This window comes from Piscinibacter sp. XHJ-5 (assembly GCF_029855045.1).
Taxonomy (GTDB): domain Bacteria; phylum Pseudomonadota; class Gammaproteobacteria; order Burkholderiales; family Burkholderiaceae_C; genus Albitalea.
Map to the genome: position 1 here is coordinate 1624199 of NZ_CP123228.1, position 19743 is coordinate 1643941.

16 protein-coding genes, 1 tRNA gene, 2 pseudogenes and 1 riboswitch are annotated in these 19743 nt (G+C 65.2%); of the genes and pseudogenes, 6 read left to right on the forward strand and 13 right to left on the reverse strand.

The features are described 5' to 3' along the window. Positions 1 to 18 precede the first annotated feature (18 nt). Genes P7V53_RS07625 through P7V53_RS07640 form a run of 4 tightly spaced genes read left to right on the forward strand, consistent with a single transcriptional unit; the run spans position 19 to position 3057 of the window. Positions 19 to 843 (forward strand): ABC transporter permease subunit, encoded by an 825-nt coding sequence (locus tag P7V53_RS07625; RefSeq protein WP_280154885.1) that lies wholly within the window; start codon positions 19 to 21, stop codon positions 841 to 843. After that, positions 840 to 1664: an ABC transporter permease subunit gene (locus P7V53_RS07630; protein ID WP_280154886.1), complete on the forward strand. Its 825-nt coding sequence runs from the start codon at positions 840 to 842 to the stop codon at positions 1662 to 1664. Before P7V53_RS07625 ends, P7V53_RS07630 begins: the two co-directional genes overlap by 4 nt. 1 nt (position 1665) lies before the next feature. Then, on the forward strand, positions 1666 to 2517 hold the full coding sequence (locus P7V53_RS07635) for an inositol monophosphatase (protein WP_280154887.1): 852 nt from the start codon (positions 1666 to 1668) through the stop codon (positions 2515 to 2517). A gap of 9 nt (positions 2518 to 2526) precedes the next feature. Further along, on the forward strand, positions 2527 to 3057 hold the full coding sequence (locus P7V53_RS07640; RefSeq protein ID WP_280154888.1) for a 2'-5' RNA ligase family protein: 531 nt from the start codon (positions 2527 to 2529) through the stop codon (positions 3055 to 3057). A 353-nt stretch (positions 3058 to 3410) separates the two neighbouring features. On the opposite strand, the gene P7V53_RS07645 is transcribed toward P7V53_RS07640, so the two are convergent. Together P7V53_RS07645 and P7V53_RS07650 are read right to left on the reverse strand one after the other, a co-directional pair. Beyond that, positions 3411 to 4289: a nucleotidyl transferase AbiEii/AbiGii toxin family protein gene (locus tag P7V53_RS07645; protein ID WP_280154889.1), complete on the reverse strand. Its 879-nt coding sequence runs from the start codon at positions 4287 to 4289 to the stop codon at positions 3411 to 3413. Between the two features lie 23 nt (positions 4290 to 4312). Next, entirely contained in the window at positions 4313 to 4891 is a 579-nt protein-coding gene (locus P7V53_RS07650) for an AbiEi antitoxin N-terminal domain-containing protein (protein WP_348273464.1), read from the reverse strand. 142 nt (positions 4892 to 5033) lie between these two features. On the opposite strand from P7V53_RS07650, the pseudogene P7V53_RS07655 reads away from it, so the two are divergent. Further along, positions 5034 to 5587 (forward strand): annotated as a pseudogene (locus tag P7V53_RS07655) (DUF932 domain-containing protein); the annotation flags it as partial. Positions 5588 to 5669: 82 nt separating this feature from the next. Here the strand turns inward: P7V53_RS07655 and P7V53_RS07660 are convergent. From P7V53_RS07660 to P7V53_RS07695, 8 genes and pseudogenes are all read right to left on the reverse strand, one after another. After that, positions 5670 to 6832, reverse strand: a pseudogene (locus P7V53_RS07660) (IS3 family transposase). 213 nt (positions 6833 to 7045) lie between these two features. After that, positions 7046 to 7717 carry an acyltransferase gene (locus P7V53_RS07665; protein WP_280154891.1) on the reverse strand — a complete coding sequence of 224 codons (672 nt, stop codon included), beginning with the start codon at positions 7715 to 7717 and terminating at the stop codon, positions 7046 to 7048. Positions 7718 to 7729: 12 nt separating this feature from the next. Beyond that, the gene (locus tag P7V53_RS07670) at positions 7730 to 7879 is read right to left on the reverse strand and encodes a hypothetical protein (protein ID WP_280154892.1); all 150 of its coding nucleotides are present in this window, start codon (positions 7877 to 7879) and stop codon (positions 7730 to 7732) included. A gap of 571 nt (positions 7880 to 8450) precedes the next feature. After that, positions 8451 to 9515 carry a hypothetical protein gene (locus P7V53_RS07675; RefSeq protein WP_280154893.1) on the reverse strand — a complete coding sequence of 355 codons (1065 nt, stop codon included), beginning with the start codon at positions 9513 to 9515 and terminating at the stop codon, positions 8451 to 8453. Further along, a complete protein-coding gene (locus tag P7V53_RS07680; protein WP_280154894.1) occupies positions 9515 to 10021 on the reverse strand; it encodes a response regulator in 507 nt (168 codons plus the stop codon). Before P7V53_RS07680 ends, P7V53_RS07675 begins: the two co-directional genes overlap by 1 nt. A 27-nt stretch (positions 10022 to 10048) precedes the next feature. Continuing rightward, complete coding sequence (locus P7V53_RS07685; protein ID WP_280154895.1) at positions 10049 to 12670, reverse strand: hypothetical protein; 2622 nt, start codon at positions 12668 to 12670, stop codon at positions 10049 to 10051. Beyond that, positions 12667 to 14904 (reverse strand): ATP-binding protein, encoded by a 2238-nt coding sequence (locus tag P7V53_RS07690; RefSeq protein WP_280154896.1) that lies wholly within the window; start codon positions 14902 to 14904, stop codon positions 12667 to 12669. Before P7V53_RS07690 ends, P7V53_RS07685 begins: the two co-directional genes overlap by 4 nt. A 495-nt stretch (positions 14905 to 15399) precedes the next feature. After that, the gene (locus P7V53_RS07695) at positions 15400 to 15819 is read right to left on the reverse strand and encodes a hypothetical protein (RefSeq protein ID WP_280154897.1); all 420 of its coding nucleotides are present in this window, start codon (positions 15817 to 15819) and stop codon (positions 15400 to 15402) included. A gap of 357 nt (positions 15820 to 16176) precedes the next feature. On the opposite strand from P7V53_RS07695, the gene P7V53_RS07700 reads away from it, so the two are divergent. Then, a complete protein-coding gene (locus P7V53_RS07700; protein ID WP_280154898.1) occupies positions 16177 to 16815 on the forward strand; it encodes a hypothetical protein in 639 nt (212 codons plus the stop codon). Positions 16816 to 16941: 126 nt separating this feature from the next. On the opposite strand, the gene P7V53_RS07705 is transcribed toward P7V53_RS07700, so the two are convergent. The 3 genes from P7V53_RS07705 to P7V53_RS07715 form a co-directional block, all read right to left on the reverse strand. Beyond that, positions 16942 to 17145, reverse strand: coding sequence for a hypothetical protein (locus P7V53_RS07705; protein ID WP_280154899.1), 204 nt, complete (start codon positions 17143 to 17145; stop codon positions 16942 to 16944). A 288-nt stretch (positions 17146 to 17433) separates the two neighbouring features. Continuing rightward, positions 17434 to 17509: transfer RNA gene (locus P7V53_RS07710), tRNA-Asn, on the reverse strand. 34 nt (positions 17510 to 17543) lie between these two features. Then, positions 17544 to 19589 carry a TonB-dependent siderophore receptor gene (locus P7V53_RS07715; protein WP_280154900.1) on the reverse strand — a complete coding sequence of 682 codons (2046 nt, stop codon included), beginning with the start codon at positions 19587 to 19589 and terminating at the stop codon, positions 17544 to 17546. Between the two features lie 51 nt (positions 19590 to 19640). Continuing rightward, positions 19641 to 19743, reverse strand: a riboswitch (TPP riboswitch).

Sequence of the window (19743 nt, forward strand, 5' to 3'; positions counted from 1 at the left end):
CTGAACGCCATAGCCGTCATGCCGGCACTCGTGCTCCTGCTGTTGCCGGCGCTGGTGATGGTGGCGCTGCTCTTCGTCCACCCGCTGGCGCAGTCGCTGCTGCTCGCCTTTCGCATTGAGGCCAGTGGTGCCTGGGGCCTGGGCAACTTCGAGAAGGCCTTCAGCCTCTACGCCGCCGACATCGCGCTCACCGCGGGGGTCACCGTGATGGCCACCGCGCTGGTGGGAGTGCTCGCCATTGCCGTGGCCGGCTACCTGACACTGGGCGAAAGCCCGCGCACGCTGGCGGCGCTGCGCTGGATCTACCGCTGGCCGCTGTTCATTCCCTTCGTCGTTGCCGCGCAGCTGATGCGCACCTTCCTGGCCAAGAACGGCATGCTGAACAACAGCCTTGTCGCCGCGGGCGTGATCGAGCCGCTGCAAGCTTTCAGCATGCTCGACTGGCGTGGCGTGGTCGTCACCTTCGTGTGGAAACAGATGCCATTCGCAGCGCTGCTGATCGCTGGCGCGATGGCGTCGCTGGATCGCTCGACGATCGAATCGGCGCGCGGCCTGGGCGCGGGACGCCTGCGCATCCTGGTCGAGATCGTGCTGCCGCAGGTCAAGGCCACGGTGCTCGTGGCGCTGATCCTGTCGTTCGTGACCATGCTCTCGGCGTTGTCGGTGCCCATGATGATCATTGCCGGAACGCCGACGCTGATCACCGTGGACATGGCGTGGCGCGTGGCCTCGTACGCCGACTACGGCGTTGCCAACGCGCTCGGCTTCGTCTCGTTCGCCTTCAGCGGCGTGGCTGCCTGGTTCTACCTGCGCCAGGGCGCGCGCACACGCGCCAGCGCATGAACGCGTCATTGCGAGCCACCGCCCTCGTCGGTGCCAGCGTGCGCGCGGTGCTCGTCGTGCTGCTGGCGCTGGCGATCTTCGGTCCGATTCTCAACATGCTGATCTGGACCGTGGCCGAGGCCTGGTATTTCCCGGCGAAGCTGCCGGTGCGCTGGGGCTTCGCCTTCTGGACGCGCGTGTTCCGGCCCGAGGCCGCGGCGATGACCGCGCTAACGACCAGCCTCGTGATCGCGCTGCTGACCGTGGTGGTGAGCATGGCGGTGGCCATTCCTGCGGGCTATGCGCTGTCCAAGCGCGACCTGCCGTTGCGCAGCCTGTTCCTGCTGGTCTTCCTGCTGCCGCAGGCGGTGCCCAGCATCGCAGTCCACATCAACGTGGCACGCATGTTCTATGGCCTCGGCCTTGCCGGGACAATCTGGGGCGTGATGCTGGTGCATGCGATCCAAGGCCTGGTCTTCGCGGTGTGGATCGCCTCGGCCGCGTTCGCCGCCGTCGGCAGCGAACCCGTGGAGGCGGCTCGCAACCTGGGCGCTTCGCCGCTGCGAGCCTTCGTGACCGTCACCCTGCCGCAGGCCGCGCCGGGGCTGCTGGCGAGCGCGATCTTCGTGTTCCTGATCTCGATGGACGAGTTCTCGGGCACCTACTTCGTCGGCGTGCCCGACGTGCGCACGCTGCCGTTGACGATGCTCAACGCTGCGCTCGAAGGCAACTACCAGATCGCGTCGATCACGGCGCTGCTGTTGCTGGTGCCCTCGGTGGGCTTCATGCTCTTCGTCGAGCATTTCCTCAAGGCCGATGTGCTGGCACAGGTCGGAAAATGACGTGTCTGCCGATCGTCCGCAATCGAAGGCGCTGCGAGAACCGATGATGAACCCCGACGACCTGGCTTCACGTCTGGATCTGGCCACGACCCTCGTGCGTGAGGCGGGCGCACGAGCCATGAGGCACTTTCGCAGCACCGACCTGGTGACCGCCAGCAAGGGCCTCCAGGATCCGGTGACCGTGGCCGACCGCGAGGTCGAAGCGCATCTGGTCGACGCGATCGCGCAGCGCTTTCCCGGCGACGCGGTGATCGGGGAAGAGGGCGGCGCGCACGGCACGGTAGGCAGTGACACGCCTGTGTGGGTGATCGACCCGATCGACGGCACCGACAACTTCGCCCGCGGCCTGCCGCTGTGGTGCGTGTCGGTGGGCGTGGTGGTGGGTTCGCGCGCCGAACTCGGCCTGATCCTGGCACCGGCACTCGACGAGTTCTACGTTGCCCGGCGCGGCCATGGTTGCACCCGCAACGGCGCGCCCGTGCAGGTGTCGTCGTGCAGCGAGGCCGGCCGCGCTCGCATCAACCTGGGCTACAGCCGGCGACGGCCCGCGGCCGGGCACCTGCAATGCATCGAGCGCCTGCTGGCGAACGACTTCGAGTACAGCCGGCTCGGCAGCGGCGCGCTCGGCCTGGCCTATGTGGCCGACGGCCGCTTCGACGGCTATTGGGAATCGCACGTCAACTCCTGGGATGTGGCCGCGGGCCTTTGCATCGCGACCGAGGCCGGTGCCTGGGTCAGCGACTTCCTCACCGGGGACGCCCTGCACGCCGGCAACCCGATCCTGGCCTGCACGCCGGCGCTCGCGGCGCCGCTGCGCCGGCTGCTCGGGCCGCTGTCGACACCGGCGCTGTAGCGCTTGCGAATGGCCGCCGAGTACTCGATCTGGCTGTTGCCGCGCGCATCCGAGGAAAGGGCGCTGGCTGCACTCGTGGCGTCGTTGGCGCCACGCTTCTGCGGCATGGCCTTCGGGCCGCATGTCACCGTGCAGGGAGACCTGGCGCGCTCACCCGAGGCCCTGGTGCACGACACGCATGCGCTGGCGGCGCAGTCGGCCGCGCTGCAGGCGCGTGTCACAGGTCTTGAACACAGCCCCCATTTCTTCCGCTGCCTGGTGCTGCGTCTCGACGCCGGGGCCGCGTTCGATGCGCTGCAGGCGCACGCGGCGCGCTGCAATGGCAGCCGCGAGGGCCTGTCGCCCTACGCGCATCTGAGCCTGGCGTATGGTGATGCGAGCCCGCAGGCTTTGGAACGCGATGTGCTCGCTGCAATCGAGCGCGAGTGGCTCGGACAGCGCCTGGTACTTGACCGCCTGGCCGTGGTGCGCTCGTCGAAGACGGTCGCCATCGACGAATGGCGCGTGCTGGCCACGCACGAACTGCGCATCGATGCCTGAGTGCGTTGGCGAGCTGATGTCAGCCCCGCGTCGGTCGACCCAGCCCGCGGGCACGGTCTGCACCGGAACGGTGGCTTCGGCCTGTCCGACTCCCTGCTGTTGAGCGTCGCTTACTCCGGCGCTTACTCCGCTTCTTGATGGGGGAAGGCCCGCAACGGGAGTCACGTTGCGGGCCTTGGTTTCTTGCCTCCCGACCTGGGCTCGAACCAGGGACCTGCGGATTAACAGTCGAGTCGGGTGGGTGGCTCGGAAGTGGCATTTTGGTGAGGGCCATTTGTGCCGTAAACGTGCCATTTTTGGGGTGCTTTTTCGAAGTCATGGCACAGATCCGTCACAGCCCGAAGCCTTGTTCGCTAGACCCATTTCAGTAGGGCTGCGTCCCATCGTGCGGTGGCGTCGGACGCGCTGCCGGCGACCTGCGTCGGTGGCCACAGCAGAGCGTAGAGCAGCTCGATTGCGACCGCCAGTTCAATCTCTCCGAGGCGGTTCCGGGACAAGAACGCGCGCCACTGTTGTTGCTTGGCGGAGTCGTTGGAGAAAGCGGGCCGAAGGGCGAGCGGCGGCTCGGCAGGGATCTCCGTGATGCGCCGTGTGAAGGTCGCCGTGATGGCGCGAGCCAACGTCTGCCCATCCAGCGAGGTGCGGCTGGCGATCATGCAGAGGTCGTAGAAGTCCTTCACGCGGCTGTTCGCCGCGCCGAGCGTCACCATGGCTTGGTACTTCTCGGCGATGACGGTGTAGACCGGATAGACGCGAAGCGTTGGGCGGTCGAAGTCCGGGAGAAGGACGGGATAGCGAGCGGTCTCGGGGCTGGGCGTGACGGCGTCTCCGAACCCGACGTCGACCTGCAAGGAGCAGCGCGCGTTGCCGACGTGGCCGACCAAGCGTATGCGGCTGCCGCCGTAGGCGTTGTCCTCGCGGATGGGATCGACGCGCACGGAGTCGGGGTCGAACACGATGCCGTCGTCCAACTCGATCGCTGCGATCTCGCGAAAGACCGTCGCGAGATGTTCAGCGTCATCCGGGCCGAAGCCCAGCAGGTCGGCATCGCGCGTTGGCCGATGAGGTTCGTCGTACCAAAGCGAGAAGAGCAGGGCGCCCTTGAGCAGGAAGCGGTCGGCATGCCGCGACTTCGTCAGGCGGTCCAGCAGGCGCTCGAGGCCGAAGCGGTTGAGAAGGAGGCTGTAGTCCTGGCCGCCTTGTTTCGCCAGGTCCAGCAGGCGGGCGAGCACCGAGGCCGCGTTGCGCCTCGTGCTCATGCGACGAGCGCCTCCAGGTACGGCTGCATGACGCGCTCAACCCGATTGATGCGCGCGAAGCGGCTGAGGTCATCCATCTTGACGAGCCGCCGCTGCCAGGCGTCTTTCAGAGCTTCCAGCGCAACGTCGAGGCCGATCTTGTGGCGGAACTTGAAGCAGTCGGTGATGGTCTTGGCGGTGCTGTAGACGCGTATCGAGGCGCCTTCCTCCATGACTGTCTCAATGCTTTCCGAGTAGGCTTCGCCGCGAAGGCGAACGATTCGCAGGGCGGGAAAGCTGACCGCTGGTGTGCGGCTCGACTCCGGGAGTGCCAGCCAGACTTCATGAGGCGCTTGTGTGCCGATCTCGTGGAAGCGCAGCGCGGAGAGAAGGCAAACGACCCCCTTGGGCACTCGCCTGCACACTTCGGCGAGCGATTGGTGCTCGGTGACCGGTGCATCGGGTAGGCTGTAGACGCCCCGAAAAACCCGCTGCAGTTTTCCCGCTTGGTGTAGTTTGATGAGCAGCTGCGGCGACAGGCCGACGTCGTGCAGGTCGCTGCCACGAAGCAACCGGCGGTCGGCGGCGAGAGCCATCACGCGTTCCATTGATGAGCCAGTCATGGTTTGAAAACGACGCTACATTTTAGTTAGTATAGACGTTTTCAAACACTGCAGCCGACTTGGGCCCGAGATTGCGGCGCTCGTGCGGCGCCATGTGCCGTTGTCGCGCTGAGTCAAGCACGACAGCCGGTCCGAGCGCTACACCTACATCCCGACGATCGAAGTGCTGCGTGGCCTGGCGCGCGAGGGCTTTCAGCCGTTCATGGTGGCGCAGGGGCGGAGCCGCACAGAAGGGCAAGACCGAGTACACGAAGCACATGATCCGCATACGTTATGCCGGGCACATATCGTCGCGGCCGGCGGCGAACGAGATCATCCTGATCAATAGCCACGATGGCGCGAGCTCATACCAGATGCTGGCCGGCGTGTCCCGCACAAAGGAGACGTGCAGGCGAAGTGATCGACGGGGCCATCCGGCGCTCGAGCTGAAGCCGGAGGAGGAAAGGGCGTTCGCGGTGGCCGCCCTTGAGTTCCGCTACGGCGATCGTGGTGAGGGGCAGCCGCCGGCGCCGATAACCGCGGCGCAGTTGGTTGAGGCGCCCCGGCCTGACGACATCGGGCGGCCTTTGGTTGGCGTTCCAGCGCGTGCAAGAGAACGCCGTGCGCGGCGGACAGCCGTCTCGGACGGTTCAGGGAAGGGGAATGCGTACGCGCGAGGTGGCGAGCATCGCGGCGGCTGCCCACACAACAGGGCAGCGAAGGGGAGCGATTGTCGTGGTCAAGTCCTTCCGAACACCGAGATAGGCAATCGTTAGCCGGTCACAGCTGCGAGCCGCTCGTAGTCGACTGGGCAGCGGTAGCCCAGAGCGGAGTGCAGCCGGCTGGTGTTGTAGAAGCCGACGATGTAGTCGGCGATGTCCGCTTGGGCTTCGGCGTGGTTGGCGTAGTGGCGGTGCCAGAGCCGCTCCATCCTCAGGTTCAGGAGGAAGCGTTCTACGACGGCGTTGTCCCAGCAATTGCCTGCCCGGCTCATGCTGGCGACCAGGCCGTGTTCGCCCAGCAGCTTGGCGTGCTCGGCGCTGGCGTACTGGCTGCCGCGATCAGAGTGCACGATCAGCCCAGGGGCGGTCGCCGGCTCGCGATGGCCATGCTCAGTGCCGCGCACACCAGTTGCGCCGGCATGGCCGCGGCAGTCGCCCAGCCGATGACTTTGCGTGAGTACAGATCCAGCACGACGGCCAAGTACAGCCAGCCGCCGTGCGCACATAGGTGATGTCGCAGGCCCAGGCACGATCGGGCGCCTCGGGTGTGAACCGCCGATCCAATACGTTGGCAGCCACCGCCAGGCTGTGCCGGCTATTGGTCGTGTGGATGAACTTGCGCCGCCATCGTGGTCGCAGGCCGTGATGCCTCATCAGCGTTCGCGCACGGTAACGCCCGACGTCCACGCCGCGCGCTCGCAACGCCAGCTCAGCCGCCGGCTGCCGTAGCAGCGGCCGCTGGCCTCGAAGACGGCCTTGGCCTGCACACTGTGAGCGCACACCTGGCGCGTTGCAGCAGCCACCTTGCCGCGCGCGGCGTAGTAACCCGAGCGGCTGACGTTGAACAAACGACACAGCTGCGCGATGCAAGCCTTCTCCGACCACTGCGTGATCAGCTGGTGAATCACTTCAGTTCCCAGGCGAAGAAGGCTGACGCATTTCTTAGCAGTTCATTGTCCGACTTGAGCTGCCGGTTCTCTTCCTCGAGTTGGCGGATGCGCTGCTGCTCGGCAGTCAGCGGTTTGCCGATGCCGGGGTTGCCAGCCTGCTCCTGATCGAACTGCTCCAGCCAGCGCCGCACGGCGCTATCGACCAAGTCCATGTCGTGGCACACCTGGCCCACGCTCAATCCCTGCTCTCGCACCATGCGCACCACTTGCAGCTTAAACGCCGCGTCGAACGTGCGTCGCTCTCTTGGCTTCTTTCTCGTCATGTCCAGTTTCTGGTTCCTCTAGGGTCAAAGTCCCCTATCGAGGTGTCCGTAGAAATTGGACCATGACACCTCCCGACTCGCTGTGCGACCGGTCCCTGTTGAGCTTTATGGTGCCAGGGGCGCAAATCGGACAGGCGCCATAGGGAACGGGCCCTAGAAGGGCCCGTTTCTGGATTGGTGCCGGGACCGTGGCTGCGAGGCATCACGCCATGACTAACAACTGCCCGGCTTGGGCAGTATTTGACCAGCCTCGACAACTCGCGCACCGTGACCGAGCGACAGGGGTCGCTCGACAGCGAGATACAGAAGCAGGCTCGGCACCAAGGTCAGCGCGAACATGACCGGCAACAGCAGAACGCCACCCACAGCGCCAACCGGACACGTACGACTGGCGATGTTCGTGGCCGGCATGTTGGTGCATGAGTTGCACGGTGCCAGCCCTCCCACGGCCGCGCAGTACGCAAACAGCACTCCTGCAATCATCACCAGCGCGGCGATACGGTGCACAGGAGCCCACTGGCGCAGCCGAGCCAGAGCGATGACCACCGGCAGCAACAGGTAGAAGAACATCTCATAGCTCAACGACCAAGCGACGGTGATGAGGGGCTCGATCGGGAAGAGGCCAGGCAACAGCAGCAGGTTCGCCAGAAAGTAGGATGGCAATCCAGTGGCCGGCAACTTGGCCCCCAGCGACGGTATTGCAAACGCCAGCGCCATGTACGTGACGAAGACCACCAGGAAGGCTGGATAGATCCGGCGCACCCTTCGAATCATGAAAGCGCCGAATGATTGCGGACGCCGCATCAAGGTTCCGTAGATCAAGTAGCCGCTCAGCACGAAGAACAGGTCAACGCCCGAGTTTCCGATCTCGTGGAGATCAGCCATTCCGGCCGCGAGTCAGCCGACCTTGGCAAACCACGGCTCGGACAGCGTCGCGAAATGCACGAGAAACACCAAGAACACCGCTACACCGCGAAGCCCTTCCATCGGAAGCACGTTTTGCGAGTCACCGCGAGACAGCTCGAGCCGACGGACCAGCCACCTCATCCACCTTTCCTGGTCGCAGGACGGTTGGCCGGGCGGCTCCACCTGGCGACTTCCCTCTTTACTCCAGGCCGAGCGGCCTGAGTACGTGCGCAACTCATGCGGTTCGAGACTCTTCATCTGGACCCCCCGGCTCTGTTGCTTGGTTACGCGCAGCGTACTGGTCGCGCAGACATTTGGAAAGTTGGTTCCGTGGGGGGTGGATTCACACCGGCGCACCAATTCAGGTCTTTCGCATCCTGCAAACTCGGCGGGGCGACAGCCGCCGAGCCATGGCCTCGCGGTCGCCGTCCGCGATCACGCCGAAACGGGCGTGCACGATCGCTGAAATGCGCAGGGGCGTGACACGTGACGACATCCGCCCGGCCTTCGACTCGCCGCCTTGGAGTGCATAGGTGTCCACTTCGAAAGTTAAGTGGACACCATCGTCCTTGACCCTGTGCCTCAGTTTCAGGTGGAGCGCCAGCCGCAAACTCTCGCGGTCCGATCGATCGATCCAGTTCGCTGTTGACCTATCGGAGGTTGTGTTGCGGCGTCCCAGTTGGATATGACCTGGTGACGACCCGCCGCGGCTTCAGTCGGCGCAGATCCGCCACAACCTCTCGACCTGGGCTACGCAGGCCTCACCGGCCGGGCGATGGGACAACTCGGACGCGACAAGTCTTTCGTGCAGATTCTGCAGATATCGGCTTAGATCGTTGCGCACTAGGCGGTGGTATCGCGGGTCCAGCGGTCGGTCGATCGGCGCACCGAGACCAACGGCCTTGGCATTCAGCACGGCTGCGGCTTCTTCCATGTCGGTGGCCGGAGCCAGCAGACTCTCGCCGGTTGCGATGAGATTGCGGATAGACCGCAATCTCTGGCGTTCGAGATGGTCGGATTCCGGATCGAGTTCGTCCAGCAGGTTGGCGATGTGCGCATGCAGTTCGACCCTGGCCAGGGAAGAGCGCGCCTCGCGGACACGGGCGTTGAGATCAAGCGCTCCCTGCACGGCGGTGACTTGGTCCTTCGCTTCCTTGGCAATGGCGTAGACCCAGCTGGTGACGAACGCGATGACCAGCGCTACGGCAGCCAGCAACCAGGCGAAGAGCGTGCCCCAGCGATTCAGGTCTTCCTGGATCTTGTCCGGCGAGCCCGCCAAGGCACTCGCCTGGTCCGAAGGAGAAGCCGCCGCCGCCGCGGTGTTGCACTCCAGGACGAGGACGCCGCCTGCCGCTGCGCTTCCTGCCGACGCGGCTGTCCCCGAGGCTGACGGCCTCGCCACGCAATCGAGACTGACCCGGCCGGCATTTGCGGCACGCGCGGGCACCGGTTTCGTGCGGGGATCCAAAGATCGAAGCACGTCCGGCATGGCCGGCCACTGCAAGACGCTGAACACCAGCATGACCCACGCCAAGGCGGCAAACACGCGCCAGCGCAAGCGGCGCGGCGACCCGAGAGCGGCGATGTAGTGCTCCTCCTTGCGCAACATCCACAGCAGCGCGGCACATGCCGCTGACACAGCAACCCAGGCGCGGGGCCACCACAGTCCGGCGACCAAGGGGCCAACGAGCCAATCGACGACAGCGATGCAGATCAGCACCAGCAGGATCGGAATCCCGACGCCCGTCGCTCCTCCTTTGTCCGCCCAGCTGGCCATCACGGGGCCGCTCCACCGGCAGGACATCTCATGGGTCCCCAGAGCTTGTCGACGCTAGACAGCGCGGCGGCCATCTGTGAAGGCATCATCTTGGTCTTGTCGAGGATGAACGCGCGACTCCCGCTGAATTCCTGATTCGCCGCCAGCGTGTGATCGCAGTAAAACCCCGGGATGTTGGCGATGTAGCAGTGGATCGGTCTGCCCGGCTCGCGGTGCGCGCCCGCTTTTTCCCACAGCCACTGACCCAGTGCCTGACCCTGATTGTTCACCCTGGTGGCAATACCCTGGTAGTAGCCGAGCAGCTGTGGGGGAATGTGATGCGGCAGCAGGAGGTCGATGAGAACGAGGTCGAACCCGTCGCCCGGCGGCCCGCTGAAAGATGCCTCGAGGACCTGGAGTGCCTGGTCCAGCCGAGTAATGCCTTTGACGCTGTGTCCCGCATCCCGCAATTTGATGCGGTGATTCATAAGCACATGTTCTTCGTCGTCGATCATCAGGATCTTCATGGAGGACCTTCCTGAGAAGAAGTCGATTCAGTACGACCTCGGCGCCTGCTGAGCGATGGGCCAGTGGAGAGTGGCCACGACCTCGTGCAGCCCGCCGGACAGTGGCCGGCTGCGCAGGTCCACCTCTCCGCGCACTTCCCGGCACAACATCCGAACCAAGGTGAGGCCCACCTGCGCCTTCAACGATCGAGGCAGGGAAGCAATTGAAGGACGGTCGTTGATATCAAACTCGCGCGAGGTCGGTGCCTCGAGCTCCGACCCCGGGTTGGTGACGCACACCAACAGGCGCGGCGCGCCCGGATCGGCGCTGATGCTGCACGCGATCGTATTGCCGGAGACGTCCGCATAGCGAAATGCGTTGTCGATCAGGACCCGTATGGCCCTACCGAGCCGCACCGCATCGACACCCTCGAGGTCGGTTTCGTGCCGCATGTGCCAGCGAAGCCTCTCGCTGGACCTGGAGCGAAAGCTGCCGTATTCGTCCAGCAGGCGCCAGAACGTCGGCGTGGTGGCGGCCTTGTCCTCGTATTCGGCGAAGCCCAGCCATTGGAGAAACTGGGTCGACAGGGAGAGGCCGTCTTCGAGAACGAACATCATGTCGGCGACGGCCTGTCCCGCCTCCGCGGGCGTCAATGCATTCGCGAAGGTGTCAGTCTTTGCCTTTGCCCAGGTGATGTTGGCCCGCATCTCGTGCATGACCAGGCCGTCCCAAATCTTGCGGTTCTCTTCGCTGCGCAAGCGCTCGAGGTAAGGCAGGGCAACGTCGATGACGCGATTCACTGCGTGCACGCGCCGGCGGGTGAATTCATGAGCTCGATCGGAACGAATGACCAGCACGCCAAGCAGCTGCATCGCCGACATGACGGGAATGGCCACGATCGTCTTGACGGACTCCTGTAGCCATTGCGTACAGGCTGCCATCCGCTCCGGCGTGCATTGGGGTATCGACAGCCAGTCTTCCTCGCGGAGCCTATCGGCGTCCGGCAAGTCTTCGGTGTTCGGCACGAACACCGGCACCGCTGCCTCGCCGGCCTTCGTCTGCAGGGCCTTCCTGGCACACCGGACAACGACGAAGCGCTCCTGGTCGAGCGAAAACGAGAATCCGGACATCATCCCATTCGTCTCGCAGCTCACGTCGAGCACCTGGTGAACTGCGTCGAAGCGGACGTACATCGCCGAACGGTGACCGACGATTTTTGAAGTGACCCCGCCATGCGTATCGAGGCCCACCACGTGGACCGCCATCTTCACCAGTTCCTTTTCAATGTCGGGGCCGTCGCTGAGCTTGCCAAGCCCTTCGTGAAAGCTCAGCAAATGCAGCGCGCGTGCCTGCTCGAAGCGCTCTCCCTCGAGAACACGAGACTCGCCGAAGTAGCGCAACGCGGACAGGAGCGATTTTTCTACCGCGCGCACGTGTCTGTCCTCGATCGGTTCGCTGTTGCCCCGATCCAGCACGAACATGCCCCTGACGTTCTGCAAGATGTCGCCGCTGCGCCCCTGTAGCTTCTCGGTCTCGCGGTCGTTGAGGAACACCGGCACCTCCAGGCGATTTTTGATCCCTGTGTCGTCCACGTACCGTGACCAGAATTCGTCGTTTCTGTGGGACGCCTGGGGTTCGACGTTGCGCAGCTTGTAGACCAGGCTGGACGTCCCAGCGCTGATCACTCCCAGGTAGTCGCGGTAGAACTCCTCGAGCTCCTCTCGCTCTTCTGCGTCGATCTCGCGCGAGGCGGGGAGGGGCAGCCGGTTCGGATCGTCGGGCCAACGGGCGATCAGCTCGAACGACGGGCCGGCGACAAGCCCCGGAACCTCCGTAAGGTGGTAGTAGCGCGCACGCGCGAACCCGGCTTGGCTCATCAACTCGATGATTCCGTCGACCGAGCGGCCGAACATCTCGATGCCGCCGCTCGCTTCGGGAAGCGAGTGACCCAGCTGGAAATAGCGAGCATCCTTCGGCCAAGGCCCTTTCGTGTGATGCGGAATGAGCTGGGTAACGTACTGCACAGGGCCGAACTTTTCGGGGTCCCCCGGCGCCGTGCCGAACATGCTGTGACGCGTGGGCCTTCCTTGGTTCAGGTCCTGGATTTGCTGCTCGGAATACACCAGCTCGGGCCTGTTCAGGCCAAGGCGCCAGCCTGCCGACTTCTCGATCGGTACGAGATCGGCCTTGAGGTATCGAATGGCAAGGTGTTCCTCCAAGCCCGGAGGGGGAGGATGCACCAGGTTGTTGAGCTTAGAAAGCAGGGCGGGCTGCGGGCGCTCGATCAGGGCGGCCAGCTGCTGAGCGGTGAAGGGCTTGATCAACGTCCGGTGTTCCAGCTCCGGATAGTCCCGGTAGACGTCGGCCACGCGAAGCTCGTCCTGGCGGCTCCAGCTCACGAGGATCGTCATCGAGACCTTAGTGGACAGCCTTTCGTAGATGTCCCTGCTGCTGCCCTCGTGCCAGTCGAGCACCAGCACGTGCGGGGGGTCCCGCAGCAGCTTGGAAAGCACCTCGCCGTTCTCGTGGAGAACGTCGTGCAGCGGCAGATACTCCAGATCGCACTTGAGGCGGATCTGCAGGTTGTCAAACAGCCAATTCGTTCGCACCTGCTCGTAGGCGGCATGGCTGTCGTCTATCCAGAGAATGCGGCGCTGGCTGTGAGTCAAGGTGTGGGTCCTCCGGATTGACGACCCCACGCCAACGGAAGCCGCAGCTCGAAGATGGTTCCGGACCAGCGCCGGTTAGATGTGAGCAGCAGCTCGCCACCGGCGGCCTTGGCCAGCGTCGCCGAGATGTATAGCCCCATGCCGAATCCACTCTCGCCACTGGAGGTGTGCCGCGGCCGGAACAGGTGACGTTCTTCCTCCGGTGTCATGCCGACGCCTTGATCGCTGACGCGGATCACGAGCGGATGCTTGACGTCGTCCTTGTCGACGAACACGCGCACCTCGATCCGGGCCCAGCGGCGACGCATGCAGAACTTGGTAGCGTTATCCACCAGGTTGACCAGGGGCTGCTCGATGACTTCCGGAGGCAGGTAGGCCGTCAGGCCGGCCGGTGGCAGATGGACGACGACGGTCACCTCGCGTCGGCTGATGAATTGCCAGATGAAGGTGTCCATCAGCGTCCGGATCCGGTCGCGCAGATTGACTTGGGCAATCCGTTCCGGACGGATGTTGTACAGGCCGCTGTTGATCAGGTGCTTGGCCTTGAGCCCCTGTGCCCACCAATCGACGGCCACCTCCGGCGTCCACGGTCGCGGCGACTCGAAGGCCTGCATGAGAGGGCGCAGTTCATGCAGAGTCGCGGAATGGACGCGTCCTTGCGTCGCGAAGGCAGCTTCCTCGGTGAGTCGGTCCTCGGCCCGCTCGAGGGCCAGCAGGTCCAGCCACCACGCCTGCAGGTGCCGCCACTGCCTGCTGCCGAAGTCGATCTCCACCTTCGCAGCGCCGAAGATCAGCAGGACATCGTCGACGACCCGGCTCTGCGATTCGAACAGCGGCAGGGCGAGCGCGTATTGCGCGTCGGACGGCCAGACGCCGCGCAGCGCACCCATGTCGTGCCTGTCCTGGCCATGTGGCTCGCCGTCCTGCTCGACATCCGAGATCAGTGACTGGCCCAAGCGCGGCAGAGCTTCTTCCAGCTCCTGGTCGACAGGAAGGCCTGACACCCCGTGCCTGGCGATGATCGCGTAGCCGGGCCGGAAGCAACGCAACCAGAGACCGGCGACGGCATTCACCTGCCGGCAAACCTCTGCCAGCCAGTTCCCGCCACGTTCGCTGATCGAGGTGCGCCGCGCATCGGGTTGCATTCCCCAATAGGGCGCAGGACTCAGCAGATCAAGCCGCAGGCTCGGCAGCTCGCCCTTGGTCAGCCACAGATGTGCCCACTCGAAGCGAATCGGCTTTGGAATGAAGCCGAAGCCCAGACGGTGCGCGGTCTCGGGTGCCTCGACTTCTGGCAAGCCCGAGACGATGGCGACCAAGCGGCCTTTGCGGTGTCGCTTGATCAGGCTCAGCATCTCCGCTCGTACCTGCCGCGCGCCGACCGAATGGTCGAGAAGGATGTGGGTGATCTGGCTGCCGTTACGGGCCAGTAGGTCCGCGGCGTGCGTGGCGTTGTCCGCGGCCCACGCAGCGGCGCCGAATTCATGCAGCCAAGCCAGCAGGTCCCGGCTAAAGCTCTTGTCGTCGTCCATCAGCAGGACACCACAGCCCTTCCACGGGTTCTCCGGGTGAGCGCGCGATGAAGAGGCGCTTTCCTTGTGCCGCAACGCGCCGGCCTCGGCGAAACGGAGGTACGGCGTGAGCGCGAATGGTTCGCCGACCTCGTGCGGACCCCGGCCCTGTTGCCGCTCCAGGTCTGCCAGCATCTGCAGAACGGACAGCTCGATCTTGCACCGCTGCGCATCGACATCGATGACCTTGACGTGTAGCTTCGTTCCCAACGGAAGGAGTTCGACGACGCCTTTGATTCGTCCGTCAGGGACCTCGGACAGATTCAGGAACCCCTCCATGAGGGAGTCGCCAAGGCGAACGATGACGTCGCGGGCGCCTGCGATCTGAGCGACCTCCCCGTCGAGCACCCGTCCAATCGCCGGATGATCCGGATGCGAGCGCTCCCATGGATTCCTCGCTGCAGTGGCCCAGAGGACGGATGCAAACCAGTGCCCGATCGCGTTGCCCTGCTTCGCCTCGGTGGAAAGGTCGTAGATGAACAGGCGCTCGACCTGGTCGCCCACAAGCCAGCGGTCCTGCTCAGGCGGCCAATGGGGGCGCATGACCCGCGCGAGGCGAATGCCCTGCACCGGTTCGACCAGTTCGATGTCGACGAAATTGACGTGGATGCTGCGCACGCGGCCCGAGGCAAAGCGCTGCTCGAAGTTTAGTTTTTCGATCATGCTTTGCCGTCTCCCAGCGGGTGCGCCGGCCCACGGAGTCAGTCTTCGCTTGGCAGCGATGCGTTGGACGCAGCCTCCCACCGCGGGGTGCGAGACACGGTATCACTGCACGCCGCCGTTTGGCAAGCCATTCCAGCCGCCGCGACCCACAAGCGAGAGGATGCGTTATGCCGCAGGCCGGGCACTACTACCGCGTAGCGGGGACCCGCATAAGCGGCGTAGCCTGCGGCAGGACGCGATGGATTTCGCTGCGAGCCTCATCGCCCTGTCCGCGACCTTTTGACTGGCGCATTGCGATCAGGCGCAAGGTTGGCAAAGGGATGAGATAGCCTGAAGCTGCCTGTCGCGACTGACCGCTCCTGGGCCCGACCCCGGCCGCTGAGGTGACGGCGGTTGATGACAGCTCGTTCAGCGGAAGCAGTCTCCCGGTTGGATCGCCGCGTTGCGGATCGCCAATCCTGTACGCCGGCATGGCACGCGCCACTTTCAAGTCCACTAACCCGCGTAGCGCGCGATGCAGCCGCCGCACATCCACTCCCCGTCGTCGTAGATGCCGCCCGTCATGTCCACCCTCTGGTGGCACCAGCCGCAGTCTTGAAGCCAGGCGTCCTCTCCTTGGAAACGCCGGAATAATCCTGCTTCGCGAGTCGCATCGCGGTAGCCCGGTTGGCGCGACGGCAACAGCGTGGGGTCCGGCGGACTCGCGAAGCGACCGCAGTGGCTGCACCACCGCCCGCCGTGGTGCTCGATTGTGTTGGCCTTGCTGCAATGGCCGCACAAGACCCCGACCTCCTCCTCCGCGACGGACTCGACCGCAGGCACGAGATCCCCGATCGCCTCGATGCGCCTGCACTTCACGCCGTTCTTGTTGAGATGCACCACCAGCGGGTCGAAGCCCTTGTCGCGCGACAGCACGAAACACTCCGTGCTCGGTGCCGTCTCGAACACACGGGCGGCCGAGGTGGAACGCGATGTAGAAGTCCAGCGAATTGGGGCCGCTGCCCTCGACCTTGTGGAGTCGACCCGCTGGAAGCGGTGCGCCGTCGCCGGCCGACGCGCGGCCTTCGGCGGCTCCTGCTTCGCAGACAAACACGATCGCACGGCAGCTTTCACGGGTCGACAGCCTGCATTCAAACGATTGGAGAACGTTTCAATCCTCTTTCATGACGCGGCGAGATGCGTAGAAGAAAGTGGCAGTGGCGCCCGCCCGCAGCGGTGTGCGCCGGTCCTTCGGAATCTCGACCTTTGACCTTGACTTGAGGAGTGAACAGCATGAAAGAACTGACGGACGTGGCGAAAGCCGATTCAAAAGACCCGAGTCGTGCCCACGTCAAGAGATCGCGACTCTTGCTGCTTCTGCCTTTGCTGCTGGTGGCTCATGGCTGTGGCGGTGGTGGCGGAGGCGGAGGCGAGACGGACCAACCGACGAGCACGCCTACAGAGACGACTTCACCTCCAGCGACAGGTACGGCTCTGCCGAGTGATCTGGTCGGCCAGTGGAAGACGACCCTGGGTTACATCCCGGCCTATTACACCGGTCTTGTTCCACTCAGCACCACCGACTTCATCGGCACGATTGCCATCACGGTGCACTTCCAGTCCAACGGCGCCTACCGATTCGACCTGAGTTCGGCCTCGCGGTATTTCGGCGCCAACTGCTTCCGCACGACGCAGTGGAGCGAGACAGGCGGGGCAAGCGTCGAAGGGGCCAACCTGACCTTCACGTCGACGCACGCCTCCAACATCATCACGGACTCCTGCGGCAAGTTCCAATACATCGACCCCGCTCCGACCGGTACCGCAACCTACGCCCTGACACACGGGCAGGACCAGACCGGTTGGCCCATCCTGCGTCTGCGCATCGCGGGCGGCGATGACCTGGTGCTTGAAAAGTGTCGGGATTGCCGATAGACCGCAAACACGCCAGCGTGCTCAAGGACATCCACTCGACACACCGCGCCGATCATTGCTTTGGGCCGGCCAGGCGGGTGCAGGGTGCGTGAACAGCGCATGAGTCGGCGCCAGCATCGCAGGACCCTACGCCAGCATCGACAGGATTTGCTGCAGGGTGTCGGGGCTGCACCGGGCAACGAAGCGCGCGAGCTCGGCCGTCTGGTCTACGGTGATGCGGGCGACGTCGTCCGGCGTGACTCGCCGGAGGAGGAACGTGCTGAACGCGCCCGAGGCGATCGCGGCGAGCGCCAGGGAGCCCACCGGACGCAGCAGGCGCTCGAGCAGCATCCTGCGCACCGGTGCGGCTGCGCGGCGGTAGGCGTCGGCGATCAGCTCGGGAAGAGGGGGGCGTGACGGACGGGCCTGCCAGCCTTCGTCTTCGCCGCCGGATCCACGTCATCGTCGAACGCACTTTCCATGCAGGGATGTCGTTGATCTTCGCCCGGAGCGCTTGTCGCGACGACGCGGCCGCAGAGTTGGTGATCGGTCGGGTCTATGCCGACCCCGGCGCCGCCCTATGCCGAGCCCCAAACGACGAAGGGGCCGCGCCTCGCGACGCGACCCCTCTGGCTATCTTGGCTCCCCGACCTGGGCTCGAACCAGGGACCTACGGATTAACAGTCCGGCGCTCTACCGACTGAGCTATCGAGGAACAGCCTCAGATTATAGCCAAGTTCCGGCGTCGCTCAGAGCGACGCCTCCACGGACAGCCTCAGCGTGCGTGGGGGCAGCGGGAACAAATACACATGGCCGAACTGGAGGGGTGCTTCCTTCCATGCACGGCGGTCGAAAGCGTTGTCCAGGCCGGCGCGCCAGATGAAGGTGCCGGAGGGGGTGGACTGCTGCCAGCGCGCGGACAGGTCGAGGCGGCCGAATCCGGGGATCCGGGCGCTGTTGTCGGCCAGCACGATTCGGTCACTCTCGGCCAGCGCGTCGGCCTGCAGCGACAGCCCTTGCACGGTGGCCAAGTCGTGCCGCACTTGCAGCTTCAGTGCCGAGGCGGGGACGTTGGTCGGGCGTTTGCCGTTGACTTCTGGATCCTGGCTGCCTTCGCGCCGCGCATGCACGAGCTGCATGCCCCCTTGGATGGTCCAGCGGTCCAGCTGCCACGCGGCGGTGGCTTCGACGCCGCGGTGGTGCGCCTCCCCGTCGATGAAGAACGCCGTGCCCGTGTCCGTCGGCTTGGGCTGCGTGATGTCGAACCAGGCGATGCCCCAGCTGGCGTCGCCCTGGCGACCCTTGGCGCCCAGCTCGATCTGTCGGCTCTTCTGTGCGGCGAGGGGCTGGCCGGCGGCGCTTCCGTAGCTCGGCAAGTTGGGCGTGACCGCGGTCTCCACGCCCTGGCCCCAACTGGCATAGACCAGTGGCCCGCCCGCCAGCTCATGGCTGAACGCGACCGACGGTGTCGTGAAGCTCTGCGAAAAACCTCGTGCGAGCCGCGTGTGGCGCAACCCCAGCCACGCGGTGGTGGCACGGCCGAAACGCACCGCGTCGCGCACGAAGAGCTCGGTGCTGCGCTCGTCCCGGTCCCCTGCGGGCGGCGCCAGTGTCGGGTCTTCCGGCGTGACCAGGGTGCCCGCGACATTGCCGATGCCGACCCAGTTGAAGGCCTGACCCTGGAAGCGTGCCTGCAGATCGCTGCGCAGCACGCCGGCGCTCAGTGCATGTGCGGCCCCGCCGGTGTTCAGGTTGCCGTGCACGGCAACCTCCAGCGCGTTCGTGCGGCGCCGCTCGTTCTCGCTGCGAAAGTCGTACAGGTCGAAGGTGCCGTCCGAGCAATAGCGGTCGAAGGCGTTTTCGGCAGAGCATCCGAACGGGAAGGCGATGCGGTCATCGGTTTTCAGCCGCTGCGTCGCCGCATGCGCGGTCCAGCGCCACCGCGCGTCCAGGCGTTGTGAGAAGCGCAGCGACGCGTTCGTGCCGTCGAAGACCACGGGCAGTGACCACGGCTGGTTGTTGAGATTGATGCGTGGATCGGGCGGTGCGGGCACCATCGCGCCGATCAGGCTGAAGCCAGGCACGCTGGGCTGGCGACGGTGGCTGGTTTCAACCTCCGCCTCGAGCAGGGTGCCCGGCGCCAGGCGCCATTCGCCGGCCAGTGCAAGCAGCGTGCGCTCGCCGCGCGCGTCGCGCACGTGCGGATCGAGCCGCTCTGCCGCGGCGTTGAGCCGCAGGCCGAAGTCGCCGAACCGCTGGCTCAGGTCCACCGCAGCGAGCAGCGACCCTTTCTGCTGCCACCCGAGACGCGCTTCGCGCAAGGGCTCCGTTGTGGGCCGCTTGACGACGAAGTTGACCAGGCCGCCCGGCGCGCTGACGCCGGCCTGCAGGCCGCTGGTGCCCTTCAGCAGCTCGACCCGATCCTTGTTGTCGAGCGGGATGCGCGTCTCGGCATTGATCGGCAACCCGTCGCGCCGGTAGTTGGAGCGGTTGTCGATCACGAAACCGCGCACCGTCAGCGAATCCCAGTACCCCTCGGCGTTGTAGGCGTCGCTGACCGCGGGGTCGATGCGCACGATGTCCGCGAGCCGCTGCACGCCGCGCTCGCGCATCTGCTCGCTGGTGGTGATGCTGGCGGAGAACGGCGACTTCGACAGCGGCACGTCGCCCCAGCCGCCGACGTCGATGACGGGATCGCCCCGGCCGGTGATCGTGACCGGGCTGAGCGTGGTTGTGGTTTGCGCCTGCGCGGTGCACGCGACTGCGAGAGCGAGGAAGGGTATGCGGGATGCCATCGTGATGTCCACAGAGCGATGGCAGGTCGGCGAACGTGATCCCGCAGCAGGCGGGTGTCATGCGTGCTTCCCTGCGCGAGGATTACCTCAGTCAGGTTCAAAGGGACTGTCTCAGTCGAACGTGAGGCCACGTTCAACACCCCCAGCCAAGTGC